Here is a 23,695-nt window from a genome sequence, read left to right on the forward strand (position 1 = left end):
CCCGAGCTGCCAAGTGCCGGCTTCACGTCAGTCAAGGAGTGCCCCCCGAGGTCCGCGCGCCCACGTCCCGTCCTCGTCCCGGGCTAGCAAGCCGACTTGGCGGCTCATCGACATCAACTGCGCCCACCGCAGGCTCGGTGGGCGGGCCACCTCACCGTTGACTCGGAAGACAAGACCGTCATCAAGCACCACTCGAACCGGCATGATGAACCGCTGATCTGAGCGCCGAAAGTACGACTTCGCCATCGTCACGCGATGGGCCCGGTTGACCATCACCTCAGCGAGGTGAACGGCAAGGTCCTGCAGGGACCTGTCCACCCACGAGTTCGTCGTTCCTGCGACCCAGTGTGGTGAGAGCTCCTCGACCCCTAACCGGTGACCTCCGGGGCCTTCAAATCCGCGGCGCTCGGGCGTGTCCGGACCGGCGTTCAAAGCGGTGTGTCGGTGGGCGCCAAGGACGAGCGTCGCGATCCACCGATCGACATCGGCGCGCTCGAGCACGGACGCGTCTCGTTCGGCCGGTAGTGGTTGACCCACCGCGTCCGTCACCGCAGGAAGGCCAGCGACGTAAGCGCGCAGGGTGCCCGCGGGCATCTCGTCGGCGAGCCGTTCACCGAGCTGCGCTGGTGTCATCGCTCCCGAGGAAGGTAACGCGTCGCACATGCGCGCCCACAGCAGTCTCCACGCGTACACGGACTCTGCGCGGGTCCGCAGTCCGCGCCAGCGACGCCAGACGTCACCGGTGTGGGCATGCTCGTGAGTCAACATCTGCGGGTCGTACATCACGAACCGTGCGAGATCCTCCAGGCCCTCCACGGGCGCCGTCTGGATAGCGGCAGCAATCATCTGCTGCGTCTGGCCCAGCACGCCGGCGACCGTGCCGACGTCGTGCGGGCGACCCGCGAACCGGCGTGCGAGCCACTCGCCATCGGGGCTAAAGCGAGCCTGGCACAGACACGCGTCGGCCAAGCCCGCAACGTCCGCAAGGGACACCGATGCGGCCGTGGTCGCAAGATCGACGACGCCGTGCAGGCTGTCTCGCACGGGCGCCACTTCGAACGCGTCACCTGTGCTGAAACTCTCTGTCGACAAGACCCCGAGCGTCATCTCCGATCCGCGGTACGCACCGAGAAAGCCCCACGAGGAGTTGGAGTACCGGCCCGCGCCATGTCCGGCGGAGACGGCGAGATCGACGGGGCCGGACTCCAACGCGCTACGGAGCTTGTCCTCGCCATGCGGTGCAGGCCACTCGCCGACATGGTCGGCGCTGTCGCGGTGAGCCATGCATGCGAGTGCGTAGACGATCTCGGACCTGCGAAGCAGATCCCTCGCCGCGCCGTCATCGAGGTCACGACGTTCCGCCTCATGAGCCACCAGCCCGTGCAGCGCGAAGTACCGCGCTGTCGTCGTCACCGTCGTCACGCCGGGGGCGTGCACCGCCACAGCCGAGTTGAGGTACTGCTCGACTGCGATCGGGAACAGACCCAGGATCGGGCTCGTGCGCTGGTCGACCCAGCCGGGCCCGTCCACGTGCACCATTGTCACGGGCTCACCATCCCAGAACGTGCCGAGCGGGAGTGGGTGAAGCCGTGCGGCCCATGCCTCTGCTGGCGGACGCCAGGACCGCTCCGGACGAACCGTCCCCCGGAAGGCCGGCCAGGCCCCGCGCGGGTGCGCGTTGCCCACATTGGAGTCTCGGCGTCCGCGAGCCTCGGCTCAAAGGGGTTCGTCGACGCTGCCGACGTGGATCTCTATGGCCTTGCTTCCCGCGAGTTCATCCGGTCAGGCCCTGGCCAGCCCAGACCACACGGGGCATCTTCAGCCCATGAGCCCAACACCACTGACCTTCGGGCCTGGCCCCCTCGATGTCGACTTTCGCCGAGACCCGATCAACGTTACTGACCACATGCTCGACGCTCTCCCAAAGATCCGGGCCGTGCTGGTCGGGGTGGCGAAGGCGGGCACGACGATCACCCACGGCGATCTGATGAACCAAACCGGCAAGCCGTACGCGCCCAACGGCGTCGGTAAGGCCCTGGACGCGCTCAGCCAGGACTGCCTTAACCGCGACGAGCCCTCGTTGGCTGCGCTCGTCGTCACGGCGCAGGAAGGCGAGGTTGGTTCCGCGTTCAGCGGCGATGCGCCCGCCGAACGCCGTCTCTGCTACCGGCACTGGTCGCAGCGACGAAGCGTCTGACGCTCGTGCGGCAGGACGGGGGGACGTGGCGACGGCGCTCGATCGGATCCCGTCCACTGACGGGACGAGGCGGGCGCTTGACGGGGACGATACGTCTACACCTAGAGTTATGTGATGACAGAAAGTGCCGGATCCAGGTCCAGGTCGCGCGGCGCCGACCTGCCTGCCGGCGCATTCACGCTCACCGATGCCGAACGGGCCGGAGTGAGCCGTTCGAGGCTCTACCGCCTCGCTTCGCGGGGCGACTTGGAGCGCGTTGCCCCGGGCGTGTACCGGCGAGCAGACCACGAGCCGATGTATGACGTCGAGCTGCTGGGAGCTGCCATCCGTGCACCGCAGGCGACCATCTGCCTGACCAGCGCATTAGTACTCCACGGACTTACGGACGAGATCCCGGCCGCGACTGATCTGGCTATTCCCCGCGGAGCGCGACCACCCGAAGCCTCGATGGCGATCCGCTGGCACCACTGGGATGAGGCGACGTTCGACATCGGCAGACTGGACCACGTGATCGCCGGCACTGCCGACCTCATCGGCCTCTACAGCGCCGAACGCACCATCGTCGACGCCTTTCGTGCGAGGAACGTCGCTGGCTACGAGACCGCCAACGAAGCTCTGCGTCGATGGCTCCGCCGGCGGGGTTCGCACCCAGTAGACCTACTCGCGATAGCCGACCGCCTCCCTCGCGCCCGAGGCCCGATCCGCGAGGCGCTGCAGTACCTCACGTGAAGTCGGTTGCCCCCAGCACGGGTAGAGCAGCCACGCGCCGCCATCGAGGCACTAACGACCGTCCCCCCGATCTCGTTGGTCAGTTGAGATCGACTTCCACGAACGGCTCCCCGGTCAGGTGCTCGAATGCGCGTGATCCGACAAGGTCGAGTTTGGAAACTAGTCCATCCAGTCGAGCCATCGGCCCACGCGGGACCTCCACCATGACCGTCGACTCAGATCCGAGCAACTCGAAGGCGCCGTCGACTTCGATCGTCGCGATGACATCTCCGTCGGAGAATGGATGAGAACCGACGTAGTTGAGCCCGGGGCCACCGGAACCTAGCATGCCGATCGCAATGCGGTCGGGGACCTGAGTCAGAACCGTAAGGCGGCGATGTTTGTCATGGTTTGAAAGTTGCGATAGCACCGTCAGCGGCTGGTCCCACGTTGGACCTCCGTGCTCTTCGTCCCCAAATAGGTAACGCAGATTGGCAAACGGTTGCATAGCCCGGATCGATTCGATTGCTGGGGCGTCAATCAGCGCCAACGGCCCAGTCCTCACTAGCTCAGTAAACCCCCCATCATCGCTAGCGATCGGGAAGTGCAACCGTCGCTCCTCGCGCTCAGACAACGGGCGACCGGCGCCCCGCTCCGCGAGTGTGACGACCATGTTGTCCAGATTGGAGCGGAGCTGATGGACGTACTCGCCAAGCAAGTACGCCAGCCGCGCCGGCGGCTGACGATCTACGCGCAGCACGAGTTCGGATCCTCCTGGAACCCGGCGACGCACCTCGAGCCGAGTCGGATTTGTCGCGAGGTACGCCGCCAGTTCGGAGCGCAGCCGATCAGAGATCTCGTGGGCGCGAGAGATCCGCTGGCGAGCAGGAATCCACAAGCTACTCATCTCTCATCATCCTGGGGGCTGACTGCGGAAGGGTAGGCGGCCCCTCGAGCGTTGCCGGCAGTATCGCTTTCCCACACCTATACCAGTCGATCCTCGCCGGTCTCGAGGTCCACCGACAGTCGCCGCGGGAACCGGTCCACAGACTTCTTCCCCAACGCCACGCGCTGGCCCGGGTCAAGATGCCAGATGCGGCCGTGCTTAATGATCCAGTGAATATCCTCGCCACCGCCGACAGCATCGAAGCGGACTTCCACTGCGCGCTCGGTCAGTTCGATGTGCTCTTGATGGGAATAGTTCGAGGCGTCCCGTCGGGCCTTGATAGCCTTCTCCCGGACCGTCCCAATGCCTCGGTTGACTCCATGGACGAACTCGTCATCGAACTCCGGCACATACAGGGTCCAGCGATGGTAGGCCGAGACGACCGGCAAGAAGGCATCTTCGATCGCGGGCGCATTACGTCCGAGGTGCTCCTGAACCCGCATTAGTTCGGAAGCGAGCTCAGCAAACGCGCGCATGCGCTCCTGTTCGATCACGAGCCCACGCTGCCGTTCAACCTGCTCGAGAAAGCTCGAACGCTCAGCGTCCATCTGCGCCGAAAACTGAACACGGTCGTGCCGCAGAGTCAGGAGCAGGACGACAACCGCCACGACGATTGAGGCGGCCGCTGCGATCGCTGCCCCGACCCAGCCGTCGAACGCGACGCTGGCGTCCAGCGCACCCGCGGTGTCCGCTGCCGTGATTCTCATGGGCCGCACCATATCGATGCCGTTTGCTGCAGGCCTCGCTCAAAATGCAGGTGTAGGTGCAGTCGGCGGATGCCGGCATCTCAACCGTCAACACGATCGAGACCTTGGCTCGCCAGCTGGGACTGCACGTGCTCGTCTCGCCAGGCCACCACGACGACTGGGACCGCATCGACGCCGCCCCGCTGGACGCCGCCGGGATGCACGTCCTCGCCTAGGTAACGCGCGCGCTATCGCGAGGTTCACCTTTCGCAATCGCCCGCCGCCGGTTCGGTGCGCTCGGGGGCGCGGTGTCCGTGCTCGGAGCATTAGGCCGGGGTGTGAGCTGGTCGCCCCAGGAGATGGTCAACGACGAACGGGTACATCGGCGGGCATCGACCCGCTGGTCGTGCTGCCCACCCACGACGCACCAACCGGAGTTCCCTCTCCTCCGGGTACGACCCGCCGGCGGACGTCGCCACCGAGGCGGAGGAGCTGCGTGCCCGGCTGCACACCGGGGTCCAGAACACCCGTCCCCGCCTCGTGTTCTGCGGGCACTGGCACCCGCCTCAGCCACGACCTGCCACACCGCGACGGGCTCTGCACTGTGCACGTCCTGGACCGCGAGCACCGGCCCGGCAACGCGGTGCTGCTCGACCTGACCACGATGGAGGTCAGGCCGCTCCCGTGAAGCCACGCCGTCGGCCCAGCCGGCCTGGAAGTTCGCACACCGGTCCTTGACCCCTGCCGCCATACTCGCTGAAGCACCGGCGGAAGCTCGTTACGGAGCGAGGAAGTGACTGCGTGAGCACACACTTGACGTCGACCGATCTCGACGACTGGTCGCGGCGCCGAGACTCAGAAGCGCACCTGCCGACATTGGTGCGCAAGTTGGTCATGGCGACAGTTCGGCCGGACTGGATCCGGGTACCTGCGGCCGAGGGGGTTGCGCTGCCAGGTCTCGACGGGGTGGTGAACGTTGCAGGCGGTGCTCCGCCATACGTGCCGGTCGGTGCCTCAGCCTGGGAGTTCGGGACAAGCGCTGGTCAGCGCAAGAAGGCGGTCGATGACTATGAGAAGCGGACCAGGGAGACGACCGCCGAGGAGCGCGCGACGACGACGTTTGTAGCGGTTACCAGCCGCCGGTGGGGCGCAGGCGCGAAGTGGGTCGCAGACATGAAGGAGCGCGGCGACGGCTGGAAAGACATCATCTCGCTGGCCGCCGACGAGCTCGCCCTATGGCTGGAGACATGTCCTGGTGTGGAAGCGTGGCTGGGTGAGCACCTCGGGATCAGGTCCCTGGGCGATATCGGTATCGGGGATTGGTTCACGCGATGGTCGCGCCAAACGAACCCTGCGATGCCGCCGGGGGTCCTAGTCGCCGGCCGTGGAACGGACGTTCTTCGCGTCCTGGATGCACTGGACGGTAGTCCTACGGTTGTCCCCGTTCGTGCGCCGAGTATTGAGGACGCGGTGGCATTCGTCGCTGCAACGCTCCTGGTGCGTTCGAAACCGAACCCCGCGTCGGGCGATCAGGCCGATGGCGCGCCCGGCCATGTGCAGGTGGACGCGCCGGGGGTTGACGCGCAGTCGCGGCGGCCGGAAAAGCTCGAGGCTCTTCGCGAGCGCACCATCGTCGTCACCGACAGCGATGGATGGCGTCGGTGGAGCGTGCACGCCACATCGCTCATCCTGGTGCCGCTGTTCGTGCCTGACTCGATAGACGGTGCAGTCGATGCCGGCCACCACGTGGTACTCCCGCTGCTCGCACGAAGTGGCCACGAAGGGCGACTGCCGCCGCTGGATCCCCATGCGGCAGCGGCAGCTTGGGAAGCAACAGGGGTCGAGTTCTACAAGTCGCAGGAGTACGCGTTGGCCTGCCGACGCAACCTCGGGTCGATACGGCGTCGGCTGAGTCGGTATGGCCGGCAGGAGCCGCCCTGGGCCCAGGGGGCGTCGTCGGCATTGTTGGCATCCGCTTTGCTCGCCGGCGGTTGGCAGGCCGACAGAGCAGGCGACCAGGCGGTTCTCGTCGAGCTGACGGGGCGGGCGTCCTGGCGGGCACTCGCGAGGGACCTCGCCGAACTTGCCGCCGTAGAGGACCCGCCTCTCGGCTTCGTCGGTGACGAGTGGGACTTCACTGACATCGTGGACGCGTGGGACGCGCTGGGTCGGCTGGTAACGACCGAGGACCTGCGGGCCTACTTCGACCGGGTTCCGGACGTTCTGACGGAAGCCGACCCGGGCCGGGGGCAGTCGGATGTGGAGAGGATTGCGTCGACGCTCCGGGGAGATCCACCGCGACGGCGTTACTCCATCCGGCTGCGCAAGGGCATGGCGACCACACTTGCTGTCCTCGGTGGCGTGGTGGGCGACGCTCTGGCTGCTGGCGACCGGTCGGGGCAGGCGGTGACCACTATTGCCGTGCGGGACCTGTTCCGGAACGCAGACGGTGAGCGTTGGTTGGCCCTGGCTGATGTGCTCGAGCTGTTGGCCGAGGCGGCGCCAGACGCGTTCCTCGATGCACTGGACGAGTCGTTGAGAGTGTCACCACCACCGGTGATGGAGCTCTTCGACGAGGCTGACGACGCGTTCGGCGGATCACGGTCGGCGCACTCATCGCTCTTGTGGGCACTTGAGACACTGGCGTTCTCGGCCGCGCACGTGTCGCGAGTGTGCGTGGTGTTGGCCCGTCTAGCGGTCCTGGATCCGGGAGGCAGACTCGGCAACCGTCCTTCGGCATCGTTGACCGCGATCCTGGATCTGTTGGCTCCGCAGGGTGCGGTGAACGCGGCGAACAGACTCGCGGTACTCGATGCGGTGACACGCGCGGTTCCCGAGCTTGAGGTGACCCTCATGGCGTCGTTGGCGGGGCGCGAGAGTGTAGGGATCATCCGGTCGGGACCGCAGTACCGGGACTGGCCGACACTTCGCACGGTTTCAACCCGCGCGGAGTACGGGACGGCGATGAACGAGATCTGCACCCGTCTTCTCACGACTTCTTCCTCCTACGCGCCGCAGGTCGCCGGCCTACTTGAGCGGTTCTCGTCTGCGGACCAGGGCCGCATCCTGACGATGTTCGATGCTCGATGGGACGAACTCGGTGGAGACGGTAGGGACGGCGTGCTCGAGGTGCTGCTGACGCTGGCTGATCGCCACCGGCGCTACAGAGAGGCGCAGTGGGCAATGCCGGACGAGGACCTGAGGGCCCTCGACGAGTTCCTCTCTACGCATGGGCTCGTCGTCGCTGGTCGTGCCGATGTCGCGCTCTTCGGGTGGACAGCGGACGTCGACGAGCATCGACGCTCCAGCGATTCTGTGCGGCCTTCGCTTGAGGAGCGTCGCCGAGATGTCGTCGCCGCGCTGCTTGTCAGCGGACTCGATGCGGTCGTTAGCTTCGCGCAGGAGGTCGAGTTGCCTGGACTGGTCGGCCGTTCGCTGGCGGACGTCACCGACGACCACGACGACGCCGTTCTTGACCTCCTGGGTTCAGACCGACCACCCGACGACCCAATCCACCTGTTTGCCGTCAACATGGCTCGTCGACGTGCCGAAGATCTCGGATGGCTGGCCACACAGGTCGCCGCACGGCCCGGACAGGCTGGGCGACTCCTGCTCTGTGCTGACATCTCGGAGGCGCTGCTGGATCTCGTCGAGACTGCGGACCAGGAACAACAGGCGGTGTTCTGGTCGAGCGTCTCGCCCTACCGCATCCCTTCGGGAAGTCTCGAGCGGGTCGCTGACGGCCTCCTCTTGGTCGACCGCCCATTCACGGCCCTCGTCGCGGTCAGCGCCAACACACAGTCGGCGCCTTCGGCAGACCTCATCGTCCGTGTCCTTTCAGCCCCGACTCAGGGGACCAAGGAGAGCCCTCGCGGCGCCGGCTTTTCGTTGGACTACGAGGTCGGTCGGCTTCTGGACCAACTGGAGTCCATCGGTGTCCCAGACGACCAGATCGCCGAACTGGAGTTCTTCTACCTACCTGCGCTCACGCACGTGCGGGAGCCGCGAGCCCTACACCGCGAACTCGGTCGCCACCCAGAACTGTTCGCCGACGTGGTGAGCAGGGTCTACCGGCCCGACGAGGCACTGGACCCGGAGTCGACCGGGGCGACGTCAGCGGATGGCGAACCGCTTGATGAGGGCGGCGGCGAAGGCAATGAGCCCGACGACGATTCGCCATTGAGCGATGAAGACTTTCGGTTCAGCGACGCGTGCTGGCGGCTGCTGCACGAGTGGCACGGACCCCTGCCTGGTGGGCTCCCCGATACCCCGCCGAACGCGGAGGACCTGCAGGCGTGGGTCGACCAGGCACGCGTCGACCTCGCGGCGCGGAGCGTGACCCGCGTGGCGTCCATGGTTATCGGAGAGGCTCTCGCTGCTGCCGTTACCGACGCCGACGGCACGTGGCCCTGCTTGCCGGTGCGTTCGGTGCTGGAGCACGAGCAAGACGCAAGCCTTGAGGAAGCCCTGATCGGGTCGCGGATCAACCAGCGCGGAGTGACCGCGCGTGGTGTCTACGACGGTGGTCTGCAGGAACGGGAGCTGGCGGCGATGTACCGGCGGTGGGGCGAGGCTGTACGCGACGGATGGCCACGCACCGGCGCAGTCCTGGAGGAACTTGCCCGTGGTTACGACGAGGACGGGCGGCAGCAGGACCGCCGAGCCGAGCGTGACGCCCGACGCTGAGCCAATGGTGAGTACCCGTGACTTGATGCTCAGTGCGAGTGCCGCCCCGATCGGCGGTCCGTCTCTTCTATGCGCCGCGCATGGGACGCGCCGCTCGCGCACGAACTCCGCCGGGCGCTGCGAGTTGTCGATCTGGCGACGACTCCGCTGAGATCGGCTCGAAACGGTTCGTCTTTACCGTCGAAGATGCGGCTTCCTCGGCAAAGCCGAATCAATCGCCACTGTCACCAGCCCTTATGGACCTGACCTGTGCCGCTGCCGACCCCGCTGCAGGTGACCTCATGTCCGTGCGGAAGCGTGTGCTCCGACGTGGACAGCCGGCACGCCGCCAGACTGAACGCATGGCGCCGGACGCGCACGCAAGCGGGCAGGAGGCTTCGAAGGTCCCCAAGGGACTCTCCGAGTTCTTCGCGAGGGTCCTCGGTCAACTGCTGCTCAGCTCTTGGTTGGCCTCTGCGGCGCTGGTGGTGACCTCGGCCTATCTGTTCGCGCTGCGTGTCACGCTCGAAGATCCCACCACGTGCCCGAGCCCCTGCGACTGGCCCCAGGCAGCGGTGGCCGCAGGGCAGCGACTGTCCCACGTAACCGTAGGGGGCGCCGTCGTAATCCTGGCGGTCATCGTGATCACCACGGTGCTCACTCAGGCATTTGCTTTCGAGGCCATCCGATTCCTCGAGGGCTACTGGGCGGCCAACCGGGCACTGGCACCTGCGGCAGCGCTGGGAGTGTGGTGGCACCGCAGGCGTCGGGCAAGCCTCTTGACGCGACTCGCTGAAGTTCGAAAGGCCATGCGCGACGGCGCGTTCCTGGCAATCCGTAACCGGAACTCCGAGCTGGTGGCAACGGGACATCCGCCACTGCTCACGCCAGACCAACTGGAGGTCCTGCTCGCCGGACTGGAGGGACGTCAGGCCACGGCCCACCTCACAGCCTCCGATTTCGAGGCGGCCCTCGCCTTCGACTGGGAGAGCCTTGGTGATCCGCAGTTGCGGCTGGCTGAGGCCGTGCTCGACAACCGCCTCGGCTCGTACCCAGTCTCGGGGTGGGTCATGCCGACGAAGCTCGGCAACATCTTGCGACGTCATGAGCAACAGCTCGACGCCGACGACATCGAGCGCTACGTACAAGACTGTTTCGACGAGTTGCCGCCGTCCCTGCAGGCCGCCCACGACGAGGAGCGGTCACGCCTCGACCTGTACAGCACCCTCGTCTTCCTGGTGCCACTGGTGGGCGTCGTGGCCATTCCCGTCCTGTGGGGCTACGGCTCCTACCTGATTGTGATCGAGACGATCACCGTGCTGATCGCTCTGCTCGCCTACCGGGCAACGATTGCCAGCGCACATGCCTACGGGTCCGTGCTGCTCTCCATCCGGGCGACACTGCAACGTCCCGCTCAGAAAGACCCAGCGGGTGCCGGCGATGGCACTCACCAGGTGGCTAAGCCTGGGGCGGGCGCGTAGTCGCAGCGGGGAGGCGCACCATCGGCGCCCGAGGGTGGAGGTCGTGCGGCGGTGGCTGGCTCTCCGCCGGCAGCCAGTATTGGCACGTGGCGCCGTGCTCGTCCACGTGACTGCACTTCCACCGGGCGGACTTCACTTCGCCCATGCCCGGCGTGCGCCGGTTCACCACATCAAGATCCTCCCGCCCAAGTGCTGCAACTGTCTACTGCTGCTCGACCGGCGCTCCTAGTCGGGCAGCGTCCGTGCTCGGAGCAGACCCCGGCTCGGGCGTGACGGCGACGAGAAGCCCGGCCAGCACGGCTGCGCGTTGCGGGCGCGCCCGCGGTGGTCGTGCCGGGGGCGACAATCGGTGGGCCACGAAGTGTGACGGCGATGCTGTTACTCGGCCGCGCCGGCGCGGGCCGCCGAACTGCCTTCCAGCATCTGGCGCACCCGTCGAATCGTCGCGTCATCGGCTCGCACTAGAAGCGAAACTGCGATGCCGAGTTCGATCGCGCGCCTCGTCGTCCAGCCTTCATCTAGGCGATGGCTCTCGTCCAGCGGCGTCTCGTCGTCCTCCGGCGGGCCTCCGAGAGCGGTGCGCCGAGCTTCACGGATTCGGCTTGTGAACTCGACGATGACCGGCTCGCCGTTGAGTGGGTCGAGGACGATCAGATCGGGCCGGTCCCCACCGGGCATGACCTTCTGAGTCTCACCCTCGGCACCGTAGGCGGCCAGGAAGTTGTGCATCTGACCCAAGGCGGGAGTGCGCCTGCCCGCCTCGATGAGGCGCAGATACTCGGAAGAGAGCCCCAGCTTCGCTGCCGCGTCGCTGCGAGAAAGGTGGGCGTGCCACCGGAGCCTCTCCAGCAGTTCTCCGAAGCTGCGGTTGTCGGCGTCGCGATCACGCCCAACCACCAGGTCCACGAACTCTGGCTCCTCTGACAGCGGCCGGTCGCGCAGTTCGCCTGTGGTGTCCTCCATCTCGTGACCGTATGCCAACAAGTCACTAGTTGGAAGTAGTTGCGCCGGGACTGTGGATGCACCTAGCCTTCCAACTACTGGCAACACGGCCAAACTTGTTGGAGGGAAGAAGATGGAGACGCACGTTGCAGAGGTCGCGATGGCAGTCCGGTCTGAGGGAGTCAAGCCGTCGGGCGGGCTGTACTCACTTCCTCTCGTGGGGAGCGCAGCTGCAGGGGTCCGCCAGTTCTACGACGAGGTGGCCCCGATGGGCTCCGACTCCACGACGGTTCGGGCAGCCAAGGAGGTCTTCCGCTGGTCGTCGGCGATTGCCGGCGCGGCCGCTGTTGCGATGGTCGTCCTGTGACCCGGCTCGACCGGCACAGACGGCCGACAACCTCCCGATGCGTGCGCACCGGGAAGTCTCGGTTCCCGGACGGTATGAGCGCGACGCGAGCCCTCCACCTGGCTGCAACTACTCGGGCGTTCGCGGAGGCTGCCGGGACCTCAACCCGTCGAGCAGAGCGTCGCAAGTACCGCTGTCGATTCTGCAACGGTTGGCACGTGACGAGTCAGCCGAGGGCCGCCCGGGACACCGGGCAGCCGTAGGCACTCCCCGAGGGTGAACTAGACCTGAGACCGGTCGTCCGGGTGTTCAAAGTGCCGAACGAGGACGGTGTCGGCCGAGTGAATGCCGGTGAGATGAACCGACCCGCGCGGCTCGGGGGTCAGGTGATGCAGCGGATCGTGGATGATCCGCACCTCCGGCGCACCCTGCCCGATTTCGACGTTTCCAACCAGGACGAGGTAGAACTCGGTGTTGGTGAGGGCGCGCTGAACCTGACTGTCCTCGAGTCTCACACTGTCAGGGATTGCTCCTGCGTGAACCTTGAGCTCGAAGAAGCGGCCGTGGTCGTCGACGGCGTCAGCCCCGACGTTCGGTTGGTGCCGAACGTCGGTGAGTGTTGCGTCGTCGGCCGCCAGGAGCAGGCGAAGTAGCTCTAGTCCGAGCGATTCACGCTCTTCTGCGGTGTAGTTGAGTGGTCCACGACCCGGCGCGGGAGGTTTGCTGGGGTTGGAGCGGACGGGGTCCCGTAGTCCAGGCTCGCCCCTGGCGGCAACGGTGCTGCAAGCAGTGGGCGCCGGGACGCCTTCATCGTCATGCGGTCTACCGGGGGATCCTGAAGGGATTGAGGCATCGTCAGGCACCCGGACCACAAGCCCATCGAGATCGATGAGCCGTCGCGCTGGCTGAGGCAGGGCGAGCGGCACGGACACACCCGATTCGCTCCTCGGTTCGGCGGATTTCGGTCCGCGTCGGTTCGTCGCCTGTGCCGCATTCCTTCGTTGGTCCGCGGCGTTGCCAATATGGAGGAGGGCCGAGGCACTCGCTTCACGCCTCAACTTGTCTTCTGCGGCCCGTTCTGCGGCGGTTACGACGACTTCCGCTTGCTTGCCTGCTGCGGCGTCTGACCATGCGACAACCCATGCGTAGGCAATGTCTCGGGCGGGAGCCGTAAACAGTGAGGCGACCGCGTAGCCGCCGCTCCGTGCATGGGTCAAGTCTTCGGGCGTCGTTACGAGCAGCGCCCGATGCTGGGCGTCGAGCCACGCCGGTGCGTGAATCTGGTGGCCGTCTCCAGTTTCAGGCGCGCTGACGCGGATCCGAAGGTCGGGAACGATCGCAACTTGAAACTCTGCCAGCTCCTCCCATGTGGTTGTCAAAGCCTGGGAGGTCCGGGGACTGCTACGGGCGAGGTCCGTCTGCAGGTTCCGCACGGCGACCTTGAACAGCGCTGTCAGGTCGGCGTCGTACTCGATTGCGGTCGAGCGGACGACGTGGCAGTGCGAGGTGTCGAGGCGCGTAAGCGCCAAGGGTTCGATGAGTGCATCGAGCTGAGCGAGCGGGCCTCCGGGCTGCCAGATAGGCACCCTCTCGGCGAGCGCGTCGGCAAGAATGGGGTTCGCCGCAGTGAAGACGGGCCTCTTGGTTGTCCACTCGCTCCCGACGTAGACCGGGAAGCGTCGTAGTTGGCCGAGCTGGTCGGGGGTGACCTTCGCGAGAAGGCGAAGGGCTTCGAGCATGATCTGGATCTCGTCAGCGCTCAGGGACCGGCGATTCGACAGCGCCCTGAGAACGCCCTTGGCGTCCCCGCCTCGGGGTGGACGGACCCCGAGGAGACTCCAAAGAGCGTCGGTGCCTTCGATCGCCGGAACGAAGGGCGCGAACGTGCCGAAGATCGGCGGTCCGCTGAGGACCGTGGACGTGCGACGCCATCCGACGTCGGTGACGATGAGGCCGTCGCCGCGATCGAAGATCGCACGCGTTGCGGCTGGGGTGAGGTCGCCGACGCGCCGCGCGGCGCCGGAACCCTGAATGGCCGCGGCGAGTGCTTTGTACAGCGGCGCCGCAGCATCGACCGCTTCCCGATTGCTAAGGAGGTGTGAGTCGGAGGCCGCTTGCCCGGGACCGTGCCCCTGTAGTTGCGCGGCGCGGATCTGTCCGAGTCGCTCCATGAGGGCGCTCGCTGTTGGGTTGCCTTCCACCCCCAGGGCCGTCAGCACCTCGCGGCTTCCGGCGACGTCATAGCTGTCTGCGAGGTAGAACGCCGGATTACTGCCGTGCATCGCTTCGTTCGCGCTAGTGCGGAGCCGAAGGTCTGCCGGCGCGGTGAGACGGCCACGCCCATTAGTCAGCCACGAGATGGACGCGGCGCTGCTGACCCACCATGCATCGACGGTTCCCCTCAGGTTCCACTGCCCACCGGTGCTGACGGCCCGGACGCGCGCGTGTGGCTCGAGTCGGTCCCAGTTGCGCGCCAAGCACGCGAGAAGAGCGTTCGCCCGTCGGCGCCGTTCAGCAGCGGTCTTCTCCTTTGCGATGTCGCGGAGCACCGCGTCAAGGTCGGGTGAGTGCCGATCCCCGAGCGTGTACTCGGCGCCTAAAGTCCCCATCTGACTCGCACGTCGCGGCGGCGTGCCCGGATAGAACCGGCGCACACCCGGCTCGTAGTACACGTAGCGCTTCTCGTTGCCGGGGTGCGCCGGCAGGCGAGGGACACTCTCTGCCCCCAACAGTCGAAAGAGCCGCTGCGCCCCAATGCCCGCCCGGCCGGCCTCGGCGCGCAGATCCTGGCTGTAACGACGATGGAGCCAGACGAGACCCGGGGTCCGCTTCGCTGCGACGGACCAGGAGTTCTTCTCACGTTCGATGAAGTACGCATCCGCTGGCCGGGCAAAGGTGTTGGTTCGCGTTCCGTCCGCTGCGTAGACGGTCGCCTCGAATCGGACTGCCCTGCCGATGCCGGCACCGAGTTGACCGCGCAAAGTCTCATCGACTGACTCGAGTGCGGACCTCAGCGCATCCGCCTGGACGTCGGACAGTGGCTCGGGGAGCTCTCGAGACTCCCTTCCGGCGGTAGCCAAGAGAGCCAACGCGTCCCCGTCACTTGCGCTCGACCGCAGCCGCTTGTTCGACCGCAGCCAGTCAGCGACGACGGTGTGCCAGCTTTCCCGTGCTTCATACTCCGGATGGATGCGCCGTCCGATAACCAGCGTCGACCACAGAGGCGAGACGTCCGCCGGGAGCAGGACTCGTAGGCCAGTGAGATCGTCTGGGGCGCACCGAGTGCCGTCTGCGAGAACCAGGCAGCCGGTGGCGGCGAGACGTTCCTCGAGCTCCCAATCTCCGTTGTCCTCGTCTGTCGCCACGGCTATCACGGCGGCCGTGAGATCTGCCAGGAACTGCGTCTCCTTGGCAGGGTTGTCGAGCAGTGCGACCGCAGCGGACGGCGCGACGAGAGTCGGCGTCGGTCCACCGAGCGTCTCGAACTCCGCGAGGACATCCCGCCAGCAATCGTCCGCCGAACGAACCCGTTCAACCACGGTTCCGGGCAAGCCAGAGACTTCACGCAGGTCCTCGTGCGTCAGAATCCCGGTCAGGTCCGGAGTCTCGAATGCAAGCCGATCCAGGCCAAGGAGTTCGCCGTTGCCGCCATCGAGGCGTAGGGACTCGGCGAGTGCGAGCCGTGCACTGATGAGCAGGTCTTCAACCAAGGCATCTCTAACCGGCCCCGCGGTGAGGGCGTCAGCTTCGAGTTGCGATGCAAGCGGGACGGCCGCCCACGCACTTCTCGGGTCGACCGCGAAGCGGTCGAGAGCCGCATCGAGCCAGAGCGCCGCGACCAGCTCAAGAAGGTCCAGGTTCCACTCGCTCGCGGAGATATCGCGGCGATTGGCCAAGGGGTCGAACTGAGCTGAGACACGGAACGGTAGGCCAACTGGCCGAACCGGTAGACCCACATGGAGATGGCCGTGGTCACCGGAGAAGAGGGGGATAGCCAGCGCAATCGGGGTCGAGGCGGTCTGGGCTTTGCCGGCTCGGTGGCTCGCAGGGCTTGGCGGACGTCGGCGGTACAGAAGCCAAGACCGGCCGTCTGGAGCCTCGACAGACGTTCGAGTAGTTCGCGTCGCCGCAGAGTCGACGTCGACGACCACGCCGGGAGTGACTACGAGGCGTGTCGAGGGGGTGGCGGTCTCGTCGACCAGGGTTACGGACCGCAGGTGTCGCAGGAAGATGAGTCCCGCGTCGCCCCACGCCTCCAGCCACTGCGCAACGTCCTGGTGCGTCGCGCTGCCGTGTTGGAACGGGATCACGAACACCGTAGTGGCGTCGGGACACTGTGCCCAGTGTTGATCCGCGCTGGCCGGGTCGAGCGTGCTGCGTCCGAGGTGCAGGTGGAAGTAGCCGTTGTGGACCTCCAGTGTTTGGGACAGCGACTGGAGCGTCTTCAAGCCGATCCCAAAGCGCCCCAGTGCGTCGGACTCGCCGGCCTTATCGCTGAGCCAAGGAATGGTCAGACTCCAGACGTCGGGCAACGTGAAGTCGCCGCCGTTGTGTCCGAACAGGAGCCGATGACCTTCTGTGTCGACCATGAAGTAGGCGTCGGTCGCACCGACGTCGTCAGCGTTCTGCAGGAGCTCCGCGAGGCCCTGGAGCCGATCGTCGGACAGTTGCGCGGCGTTGGTCGTCGCGCGCCTTAGGGCGCCTCGGATACTGACCGGCAGCGCATGGAACTCCGCGTTGAGCGCGGCAAGGCTCGCCAAGGCGGCGTCCGTGCTGGAAGGAACCGGGATCCGACTCCACGCTGTATCAGGATCGTGGTGAACCACCTCGTGGGCAGCCTCGACCGCATCCTCTGCGCCGAACCGCCACTGCTCAACCTCGACCACCCGTGCTCCCACCGTCGGGGCGCCCCATCCGTGATCGCCCGAATCGCAGCACTCGACGCCGACGACACAGTCAGCTCCGATCGGACGGTACCAATCTCGCTGACGCCTCGTGGCTCACCTGATGACGGCGCGACGTTGGGCTGGGTTCGCACGCCGTCGGGTGGAAAGGTGCGATTCCGCAAATGCAGTCACCTGTCCATCAGCACTGAGCTGCTTCCGGTGCCCGAGCCAGCGGACCTCGTCGCCCGCGAGGTGTGCGGCTCATGCGCGGACGAGGCGCGCGGGATAGGACGCACGTACTACGACACGCTTGACGATGCCCTGCAGCAATACCAGGCGCCGATGGACAACCGACCGCGCTGTCGGTGGGTTTGGGCCAGTACGAGTACGACACGATCTGGATCCCACGGTCTCGCTCATACGTCCTCATCGCCAGGGCAACGCGCGCGTCGGCCTACTTCGGCAAGGGCTACGTCTGGACCTGCGAGTCAGGGCTCGAGGAGATGCCGAACTATGCGGGAGCCTCGAGCGGCTTCCGGGTACCCCAACAGCCCGGTCACCGTGACGGTGCCGGGCTGGCTGAGGGTGTTCAGCTCGGCGACGCGCGAGCGTGAGGAAAGTGTCGGGAACTGGGGAAGCTGGATGAGCGCGACGTGTCCGTCGCGGTAGTGATTCGCGGCGCTCCAGGAGTTATCGCGCGTGGGGCCCGTCTGCGATCCCGCCGACGATGTGCGTCCGCTCGTAGCGGGTGGGGGCGAGCCACTGGTCGATGAACGTGCGGTTCACGTACGTCTTGACCACGCGTTCGCCGAGTGGGCGCACTGCGATGTAGGGAATCTTCGCAGGGATCCAGATCTCCGACGGGACGGCGGGCGTGAGCGCGCGTGCGAGCGCTTGGCCCTCGAGTGGGACACCGAGTGCCGCCATGGCGTCGTCGAGCGAGTCGAAGTGCGTGCGGTCCGGCATCCGGTCCTCCGTCGGGTGTGCTTGCGATCAGTGTGGACCAACCCTCCGACAACCCGGGCGCTACTTGCTTAAGTAGCACTCTACTTGTAGAGTAACCGATGTCTTAGTAAAGATACCTGCGCTGCTTGGAGGCAACTGTGATTCTGGTCAACATCAACCGGTCGGGGACGAAGGCCGTCACCGACGCGCAGATCAAGGACGTCGCGCGCGGTGCGTGGGTCGTCGGGCAAGCGTCGCTCGAGCAGTACGCCTCCCCCGGCGACTACCTGCTCGCGGTGCGCAAAAACGCCGTCGTCGGTGCGTGGAAGATCGTCGACAGCTGGCGCGACGACGCCGACGATCGGGTCACGTTCGAGCTGAAGCGGTCTCGCGAGGTCGCGCACCTGGTTGGCCAGGACAGCCCGTACGCGTGGACCCAGGGCGCCGCCAACCCAGTCCGCCTGATCGACGTCTCCGACGTCCTGGGAGCACCCGCCGACGTCGAGACCACCACCACCGGCGCCACGCGCGCCGTTGTCGCGGGGTGGACCCTGACCGTCGCCGAGGCAGGACTGGTCGCTCACATCGGCGCACCGGACGGCACGACGCAGCTATCGCTCGATGCGCTGCAGTCCGCGGGCGCCGCTCCGTCCGCAACGCTGCGTGCCACCGGGTCCGGGGCGTGAGCGTCGCCGACCGAACCGTGCACGCCGAGCTCGACGCTCCCTCTCACTAGCTCCGAGCTCTCGAGAGCCGTCGCTCGCGCGTGAGGCCATAACGGGTGGCCGCGTGACGAGACGCACATCGACGCGCACCCGCCGCACCTGCTGCGGTGTGTCGCCGAAGCGTGCCACGCTGGTCGCCGTGAGCGACCTGACTCTCGACCACGACACGCAGGACACCTACCTCGGCGTCCCGCACGAGTTCGTCCTAGCCGTGGGGCAGGTCGCACTGGCGGGCGCCAGGGTCGAGGACCTCGTCTACCAGGTCGCCGAGAGCGCCTTGGACATCCCCGGAGTGCGGAGCCTGACCGTCTCGAAGGCGGCCGACTCGATCAAAGACGAGATTCGGGCGAATGTACCGCCGTGGGCGCTCATCGACGACGCCATGGTGCGTGAGTGGATCGCCGAGGTGAAGTCGGCACTCGACCGGCGCAACGAGGTCATCCACGCCACGCCTTACAAAAGGAAGGTCAAGGGAACCTGGGTGAGCCTGCTGCAGCCCACGGGCCACAAGACCCGGGAGCGGCCGTTGGACCTCGCCCATGTCGAGCGCGTCGCCGACAGCCTTCACGGCACGTACAACCACGGATTCGGCGTATGGCGGGACCTGTCCCCGCAGATGCGCCCCGGCGTCGGCACCGTTCTGTACGGGCCACTTGCTGGGACGATGATTGGCGCCGACGACGGATCCGACCGTCCGGACGTGGCCGAGCGCGAGGCGTGGCAAGCCCGGTTCAAGGTCGAGTTCGCCGACCACATCAACCGACGCTCCGCACGCGAGAAGCGCGCGAAGGCGGCGACCTGACCGACAAGTCGTCCGAACCCGATCCTGGTACGAGGAGCGCACCACACTTCCGTTCGTGCAGGGTCATGGTCCGCGCCTTGCGTTTTCGGTGCTGGTGGGTGGCCCTCCAGTCGGGGTCTCTGGTGTCGCCAATGGCCGCCAGCCACGGGTCGCGCTGGAGTCGGCGGGCGTTCCAGTCGCGCACTCCTCGGGTATTCGTTCCGATGAGGGTGACGACGGAAGCGTGATTCTTGCCGGCGCCGCGCACGCGCGTGTAGCCGCGGTGCAGGTGGAAACCGTGGTTGGCCTTCGTATCCGAGTTCACGTTCTTCGATGCGCGCTGCCGCCCAGCCCGGCGCTCCGCGGGATCGTCGCCGAGCGGTCACCGCCGTGTTCGAGGCCCGGGTTGATGCCGAGCGAACTCCACGACGTTGCTCGTGCCTCCCTCGGCCTCCGCGTCCAGGACGGCGTCACCGACAACCGACAGCCGGTAGGACCGCAAGAGCTCACCAAGAGCAACGCCGTCGACGTCGGCCGCGAGAACCAGTGCAGACAACAGCTCGCGACGGTTGGTGCGTTCGCCGGCGGATACTGCACGATCCACCAGCGCGTCCAGGCGCTGATCGAGGGCGAGCGGGAACCGGAAGGACACTTGACGGTCCGGGCTGCGGTCGAGCCGCTGGTCGCGGCCAGCTGTGTGTCGATCGGAAGGCATGTCTGTCCCTGCCAGTACGTTAGATATATGTCTATGCGGGGTATTTCAGATCTCATCGTTGCCATCATGGCGGCCGGGGATGTGGATGCGCTAGATGCGCGTCGGCCGCGGCTGGCGCATGAGGCTTTGGTGGCGGTGGCCAACGCTGGGACGCCGGCGGCGTTGGCTGTCCTGCGTCGGTTCGGCGTCGAGGTCACCTGGTCGCCCGACCCGGACGTGGGGCGGCGGGTCGAAGGGCTGACGAGCGCGACGTGGGCCGCGGTCGCGGCCGGACTGCTCGAGCCGCACGAGAACACGCAGGGCGGATGGTTCGTGCTGCCGGACGACGTGCGGCGCGAGGTGCGCCGTCAGCTTGCGCGGCTAGACCCGGGTGAGGTCGCTCTCCTTCACGCGGCGGGTGCCGACTGGGCGACCCGGTCGACCTTCGTGAAGTACGCGGAGACCGCTGACCGATCGTTGGCCAAACGTTCGCTGAGCTTGGCGTAGTTACGCCACTGGGACGTGGTGCGGCGCCATCTGGTCGTTGCGTGAAGCTTTCCGTGGTGCGGGCTCCGGATGATCGGCGCGATCGTGACTTCGGTGATGCGCTGGGCGGTCCGCCGCGCCTGTGGGGGCCAGTACCCGATCCAGGTCCCGGTGAGTGCGTCGCCGGTGGGGTGGTGCCAGTCCACGACGCGCAGCTTCAGTAGCTGGGTGAGCGCGGATGCCGCATCGGCAGGTCGCCGTCGCGGATCCCGGTGGCACAGAGACCTGATGAGGGCGGACAGTGGTCCGGGAATCCACGGGGCCGGCTCGTACCAACGGTCGGCGAGCGCGCGCCGGCCAACTGCAAGACGCCGTACCACGTCGTTGTCGTCGATTGTCTCGTAGGGGAACCGGCCGTTGAGCATCTCGAGCATCACCACTCCGACTGCGAACAGGTCCCCGGCCACGGTCGTCAGTCCACTGGGCCGCGCCTCGGGGGCGCGGTACAGATCCGAACCGACGGAGGTCGCCGAACCACCGGTGGCCGGATCGATGAATGCTGCACCGCCAAGGTCGGCCAGGACCGCGCGGCCGCGGTTGCTCTCCAGGAGGATGTTGGATGGCTTGACGTCTCGGTGGATCAGTCCGTGGGTCACATGCATGACGTGCAGGGCCGCGAGGATGTCACCCGCCACCTGGATCGTGTCGCGGACGCTGAACCGGTGGTCGGTGACGAGCGAGTCGTAGACGCTGCCTTCCGGGTAGTACGGCATGACAAAGGTGATCGCCTTGATCTTGGCGAGGTCGGGGTCCGGGTCCCACTGCGCTTCCTGGACCCTCACGATTCGGTCGTGCTTGATCCTGTGCAGGAGCGCGGGCTCGTTCGCTCGCACGGCGCTCTCGGGTGAGCCGAAGGTGCTGACGGTCTTCTGCACCACATCGACCCCGAGCACGTCCTGGTACGCGCGGCGGCAGATGCTCTGCGAGCCTTCACCAATGGTCTGTAGGAACTTGTACGTCGGGCGGCCCATGTACTCACCGAGCAGCATCGGCGTCCTCCCGCAGGGCCAGGGCGGTCAGCGCAGCCAGATCACGCTCACCCTTCCAGTGTGGCCGCAGTTGGACGCCGGTTGCATTGGTCACGACGTCGGAGAGCCTGCCTCGGGTGCCGAGCTTGAGCACGGAGCGGACTGTCGGCCGGCTGATGTACCGGCACGGCAGCCCGAGCTTCGCAGCCGCGAGGGAGAGCATGACTTCCCCGGTGACGCGTGCGCGCACGCTCCCGAACGATGTGATCCGCGCGGTTGACTCGGGGTTCAGAATCGCCACGGCACCGGGGCTCAACTTCTCCAGGACCCGCGTGCACTCGTCGAGGAGGCCGACGAGCTGCAGGCCTCGTTCCAGTCCCGCCGGAACGTCGAGCTGGTAGGGGGTGGTGTCGACGATGGCTCCGTCGTCGGCGCACGCGAGCCACATAGTGGTTCCGGTGGCGTTGACGCCAAGCGCCCTCATGTCTGAAGAGTAGCGTCCTCGACGATCCTGCACTGGGTGATTTCTTTATAGAATCATGACTGTTCGTAGGGTGGTGAACCAACTCATTGGGACACAATCCGAGGTCGGGTTGGTGTTAGCCGAGCGCGCCGTTAAGACTGGAGTCCACTGACGGGCGCTCTATGAGAGGGATGACATGGCAGATCCAGGCGATTCCCAGCCAGAACCGCTGAGGCGACTCGTCAACTGGGCGGTCGATCATGTCGTGGCCGAGGCAAACTTCGAAGGGGAACACCAACTTATTGTTGGGGACCGCGACGAACTGGCCACCCTGGACATAGACGAAGTGCTTCCGGTTTCTGGGGCGTGGACCTGGCTTCCGCCAAGAGGGGGCCGCGCGTTGGCGATCGTCGGTCCTGGGCCCGAGAGGGACGGGCCCTGGGTGTGGGCACTCGGGTCGGACGATGGTCCGTTGGCGTCCATCGAGATCTCTCCAGACCTTGATCTTGCGGACAGCACTACCGAGCCAGACCTCATCGGCAGGATCACTATCCGGTCAGGGATCCTAGTGATCGGCAACTACAACTCAATCCGCTGGTGGGGTACCCGCGCGGTGCCTTCGACCCCGGATCGAACTGCTGAGTTTCGCTTGGACAACGACGTCCCCGGACCGCTCCGGGACAGCTATTTGTTGGTGGCCGCGGTGCCATCCGGTAGCGTCTGCGAAGTTCTCGGCGCTCGCAGCCGAACCGGCCAGGTTGTCGCATTCTCGATCAGGATGCCGGTCCCGTCATGGCTCCCTGAACCGATGCCACTGCGCGATTACTGACCGAGGAAACCGGCAGCCGTCGCGGGCCACGGACAGGTTTCAAGCCGACGACGACGCATCGCTCGTCGAGACGTCGCTCCTCGGCCTCGCGGACTTGTCGGCCCGGCGCCGGCCCGCCGCAGAATCCTCGGCGACGGCCTCCCGCATACGACGCGGCCAGCGAACGGTTAGCGAACCACGGCCGACCCACGCAATGCCGTCTTTAATCGAATGCGGGTAACTCAGTCCAGTCGAGCACGTCGCCCTGAGACGCTGCGACCGCATCAGCAATGGTCTTGGCGCCCAGGGAATAGATCCGGGCGCACGACACTGCGCCGTGGATCACCAGACTGTGCTTGCCATTGCCCATGTCGCGCAGAACTCTCGACGCGGCAGGCTCGCTGGCGCGCAATGGCCCCGGCCACCACTCGCTTCGCCAACCAGTTGTGAGGCCGTGCGTTAGGCAGTGGCGCACCTGCATCCATGCCGCGGCGTCGACGAGGACCTCGGCCCACGGCCGGCTTTTCCACACCCAGCTACTAACGCCGGCGTATGGGCAGGCGTAGATGGAGATGGGAGCGCCCGCGGTCACGCCCTGTCGTGATTGCGGAAAGTAGTTCGCCATGTGGGTCGAGAACTGCGTGAGGTCCGGGTTGTTCCAGCTGCCGACCTTCTTCGCGATCTCGCCAAAACTCGACCCGGCGCGAGCCATCGCCACGGCGGTGAAGTCTTCCGCGAACCCCTCGAACGCTGCGATCGTTCCGAGAACGATCGCCGGGCTCAGTGCTGCCGCGTTGCCCGGGTTTCCCTGCTTCCGAGGATGTAGGCGGAGCAACTTATGAGATGCCCCGAGCCCTCGAGCGAACCGGTCAACGGTTGACTGCAGCGTTGGTGTCACGGCGGGCATC

At 66.4% G+C, this 23,695-nt stretch carries 16 protein-coding genes; 7 read left to right on the plus strand and 9 right to left on the minus strand.

Annotation, left to right across the window (positions count from 1 at the left end; translation table 11 throughout):
* Window positions 1-27: 27 nt before the first annotated feature.
* Window positions 28-1,545 carry a hypothetical protein gene (locus tag ACO06A_RS09255; RefSeq protein WP_421735716.1) on the minus strand — a complete coding sequence of 506 codons (1,518 nt, stop codon included), beginning with the start codon at window positions 1,543-1,545 and terminating at the stop codon, window positions 28-30.
* 361 nt (window positions 1,546-1,906) lie between these two features.
* Between ACO06A_RS09255 and ACO06A_RS09260 the strand changes: the two genes are divergently transcribed.
* Both ACO06A_RS09260 and ACO06A_RS09265 read left to right on the plus strand, forming a co-directional pair.
* Window positions 1,907-2,197, plus strand: coding sequence for a hypothetical protein (locus tag ACO06A_RS09260; RefSeq protein WP_421735717.1), 291 nt, complete (start codon window positions 1,907-1,909; stop codon window positions 2,195-2,197).
* Window positions 2,198-2,311: 114 nt separating this feature from the next.
* On the plus strand, window positions 2,312-2,926 hold the full coding sequence (locus tag ACO06A_RS09265; protein ID WP_421735718.1) for a type IV toxin-antitoxin system AbiEi family antitoxin domain-containing protein: 615 nt from the start codon (window positions 2,312-2,314) through the stop codon (window positions 2,924-2,926).
* Between the two features lie 79 nt (window positions 2,927-3,005).
* Here the strand turns inward: ACO06A_RS09265 and ACO06A_RS09270 are convergent, their stop codons facing one another.
* Window positions 3,006-3,812, minus strand: coding sequence for a hypothetical protein (locus tag ACO06A_RS09270; protein ID WP_421735719.1), 807 nt, complete (start codon window positions 3,810-3,812; stop codon window positions 3,006-3,008).
* Window positions 3,813-3,889: 77 nt separating this feature from the next.
* Complete coding sequence (locus ACO06A_RS09275; protein WP_421735720.1) at window positions 3,890-4,558, minus strand: hypothetical protein; 669 nt, start codon at window positions 4,556-4,558, stop codon at window positions 3,890-3,892.
* A gap of 780 nt (window positions 4,559-5,338) precedes the next feature.
* Here ACO06A_RS09275 and ACO06A_RS09280 point away from each other — a divergent pair.
* Together ACO06A_RS09280 and ACO06A_RS09285 are read left to right on the plus strand one after the other, a co-directional pair.
* The gene (locus ACO06A_RS09280) at window positions 5,339-9,223 is read left to right on the plus strand and encodes a hypothetical protein (protein WP_421735721.1); all 3,885 of its coding nucleotides are present in this window, start codon (window positions 5,339-5,341) and stop codon (window positions 9,221-9,223) included.
* 341 nt (window positions 9,224-9,564) lie between these two features.
* Window positions 9,565-10,683 carry a hypothetical protein gene (locus ACO06A_RS09285; RefSeq protein WP_421735722.1) on the plus strand — a complete coding sequence of 373 codons (1,119 nt, stop codon included), beginning with the start codon at window positions 9,565-9,567 and terminating at the stop codon, window positions 10,681-10,683.
* 378 nt (window positions 10,684-11,061) lie between these two features.
* Here ACO06A_RS09285 and ACO06A_RS09290 read toward each other — a convergent pair whose 3' ends face one another.
* From ACO06A_RS09290 to ACO06A_RS09300, 3 genes are all read right to left on the minus strand, one after another.
* Window positions 11,062-11,646, minus strand: a complete 585-nt coding sequence (locus ACO06A_RS09290) for a helix-turn-helix transcriptional regulator (RefSeq protein ID WP_421735723.1) — start codon at window positions 11,644-11,646, stop codon at window positions 11,062-11,064.
* Between the two features lie 606 nt (window positions 11,647-12,252).
* Window positions 12,253-16,857, minus strand: a complete 4,605-nt coding sequence (locus ACO06A_RS09295) for a sacsin N-terminal ATP-binding-like domain-containing protein (RefSeq protein ID WP_421735724.1) — start codon at window positions 16,855-16,857, stop codon at window positions 12,253-12,255.
* A gap of 690 nt (window positions 16,858-17,547) precedes the next feature.
* The gene (locus ACO06A_RS09300; RefSeq protein ID WP_421735725.1) at window positions 17,548-17,823 is read right to left on the minus strand and encodes a hypothetical protein; all 276 of its coding nucleotides are present in this window, start codon (window positions 17,821-17,823) and stop codon (window positions 17,548-17,550) included.
* Window positions 17,824-17,960: 137 nt separating this feature from the next.
* On the opposite strand from ACO06A_RS09300, the gene ACO06A_RS09305 reads away from it, so the two are divergent.
* The 3 genes from ACO06A_RS09305 to ACO06A_RS09315 all read left to right on the plus strand — a co-directional run bounded on the left by ACO06A_RS09305 (window position 17,961) and on the right by ACO06A_RS09315 (window position 20,509).
* Entirely contained in the window at window positions 17,961-18,488 is a 528-nt protein-coding gene (locus ACO06A_RS09305; RefSeq protein WP_421735726.1) for a hypothetical protein, read from the plus strand.
* Window positions 18,489-18,666: 178 nt separating this feature from the next.
* Window positions 18,667-19,329: a hypothetical protein gene (locus ACO06A_RS09310; RefSeq protein WP_421735727.1), complete on the plus strand. Its 663-nt coding sequence runs from the start codon at window positions 18,667-18,669 to the stop codon at window positions 19,327-19,329.
* Between the two features lie 223 nt (window positions 19,330-19,552).
* Window positions 19,553-20,509: a hypothetical protein gene (locus ACO06A_RS09315; protein WP_421735728.1), complete on the plus strand. Its 957-nt coding sequence runs from the start codon at window positions 19,553-19,555 to the stop codon at window positions 20,507-20,509.
* On the opposite strand, the gene ACO06A_RS09320 is transcribed toward ACO06A_RS09315, so the two are convergent.
* The 3 genes from ACO06A_RS09320 to ACO06A_RS09330 form a co-directional block, all read right to left on the minus strand.
* A complete protein-coding gene (locus ACO06A_RS09320) occupies window positions 20,410-21,537 on the minus strand; it encodes a serine/threonine-protein kinase (protein WP_421735729.1) in 1,128 nt (375 codons plus the stop codon). The two genes, ACO06A_RS09315 and ACO06A_RS09320, sit on opposite strands and share 100 nt — an antisense overlap.
* Window positions 21,524-22,000, minus strand: a complete 477-nt coding sequence (locus tag ACO06A_RS09325) for a hypothetical protein (RefSeq protein ID WP_421735730.1) — start codon at window positions 21,998-22,000, stop codon at window positions 21,524-21,526. The genes ACO06A_RS09320 and ACO06A_RS09325 overlap by 14 nt, the downstream gene beginning before the upstream one ends.
* A gap of 1,010 nt (window positions 22,001-23,010) precedes the next feature.
* Complete coding sequence (locus ACO06A_RS09330) at window positions 23,011-23,694, minus strand: hypothetical protein (protein WP_421735731.1); 684 nt, start codon at window positions 23,692-23,694, stop codon at window positions 23,011-23,013.
* Between the last annotated feature and the right edge of the window lies 1 nt (window position 23,695).

It is taken from the genome of Cellulomonas sp. (assembly GCF_965229465.1).
Classification (GTDB): Bacteria; Actinomycetota; Actinomycetes; order Actinomycetales; family Cellulomonadaceae; genus Cellulomonas.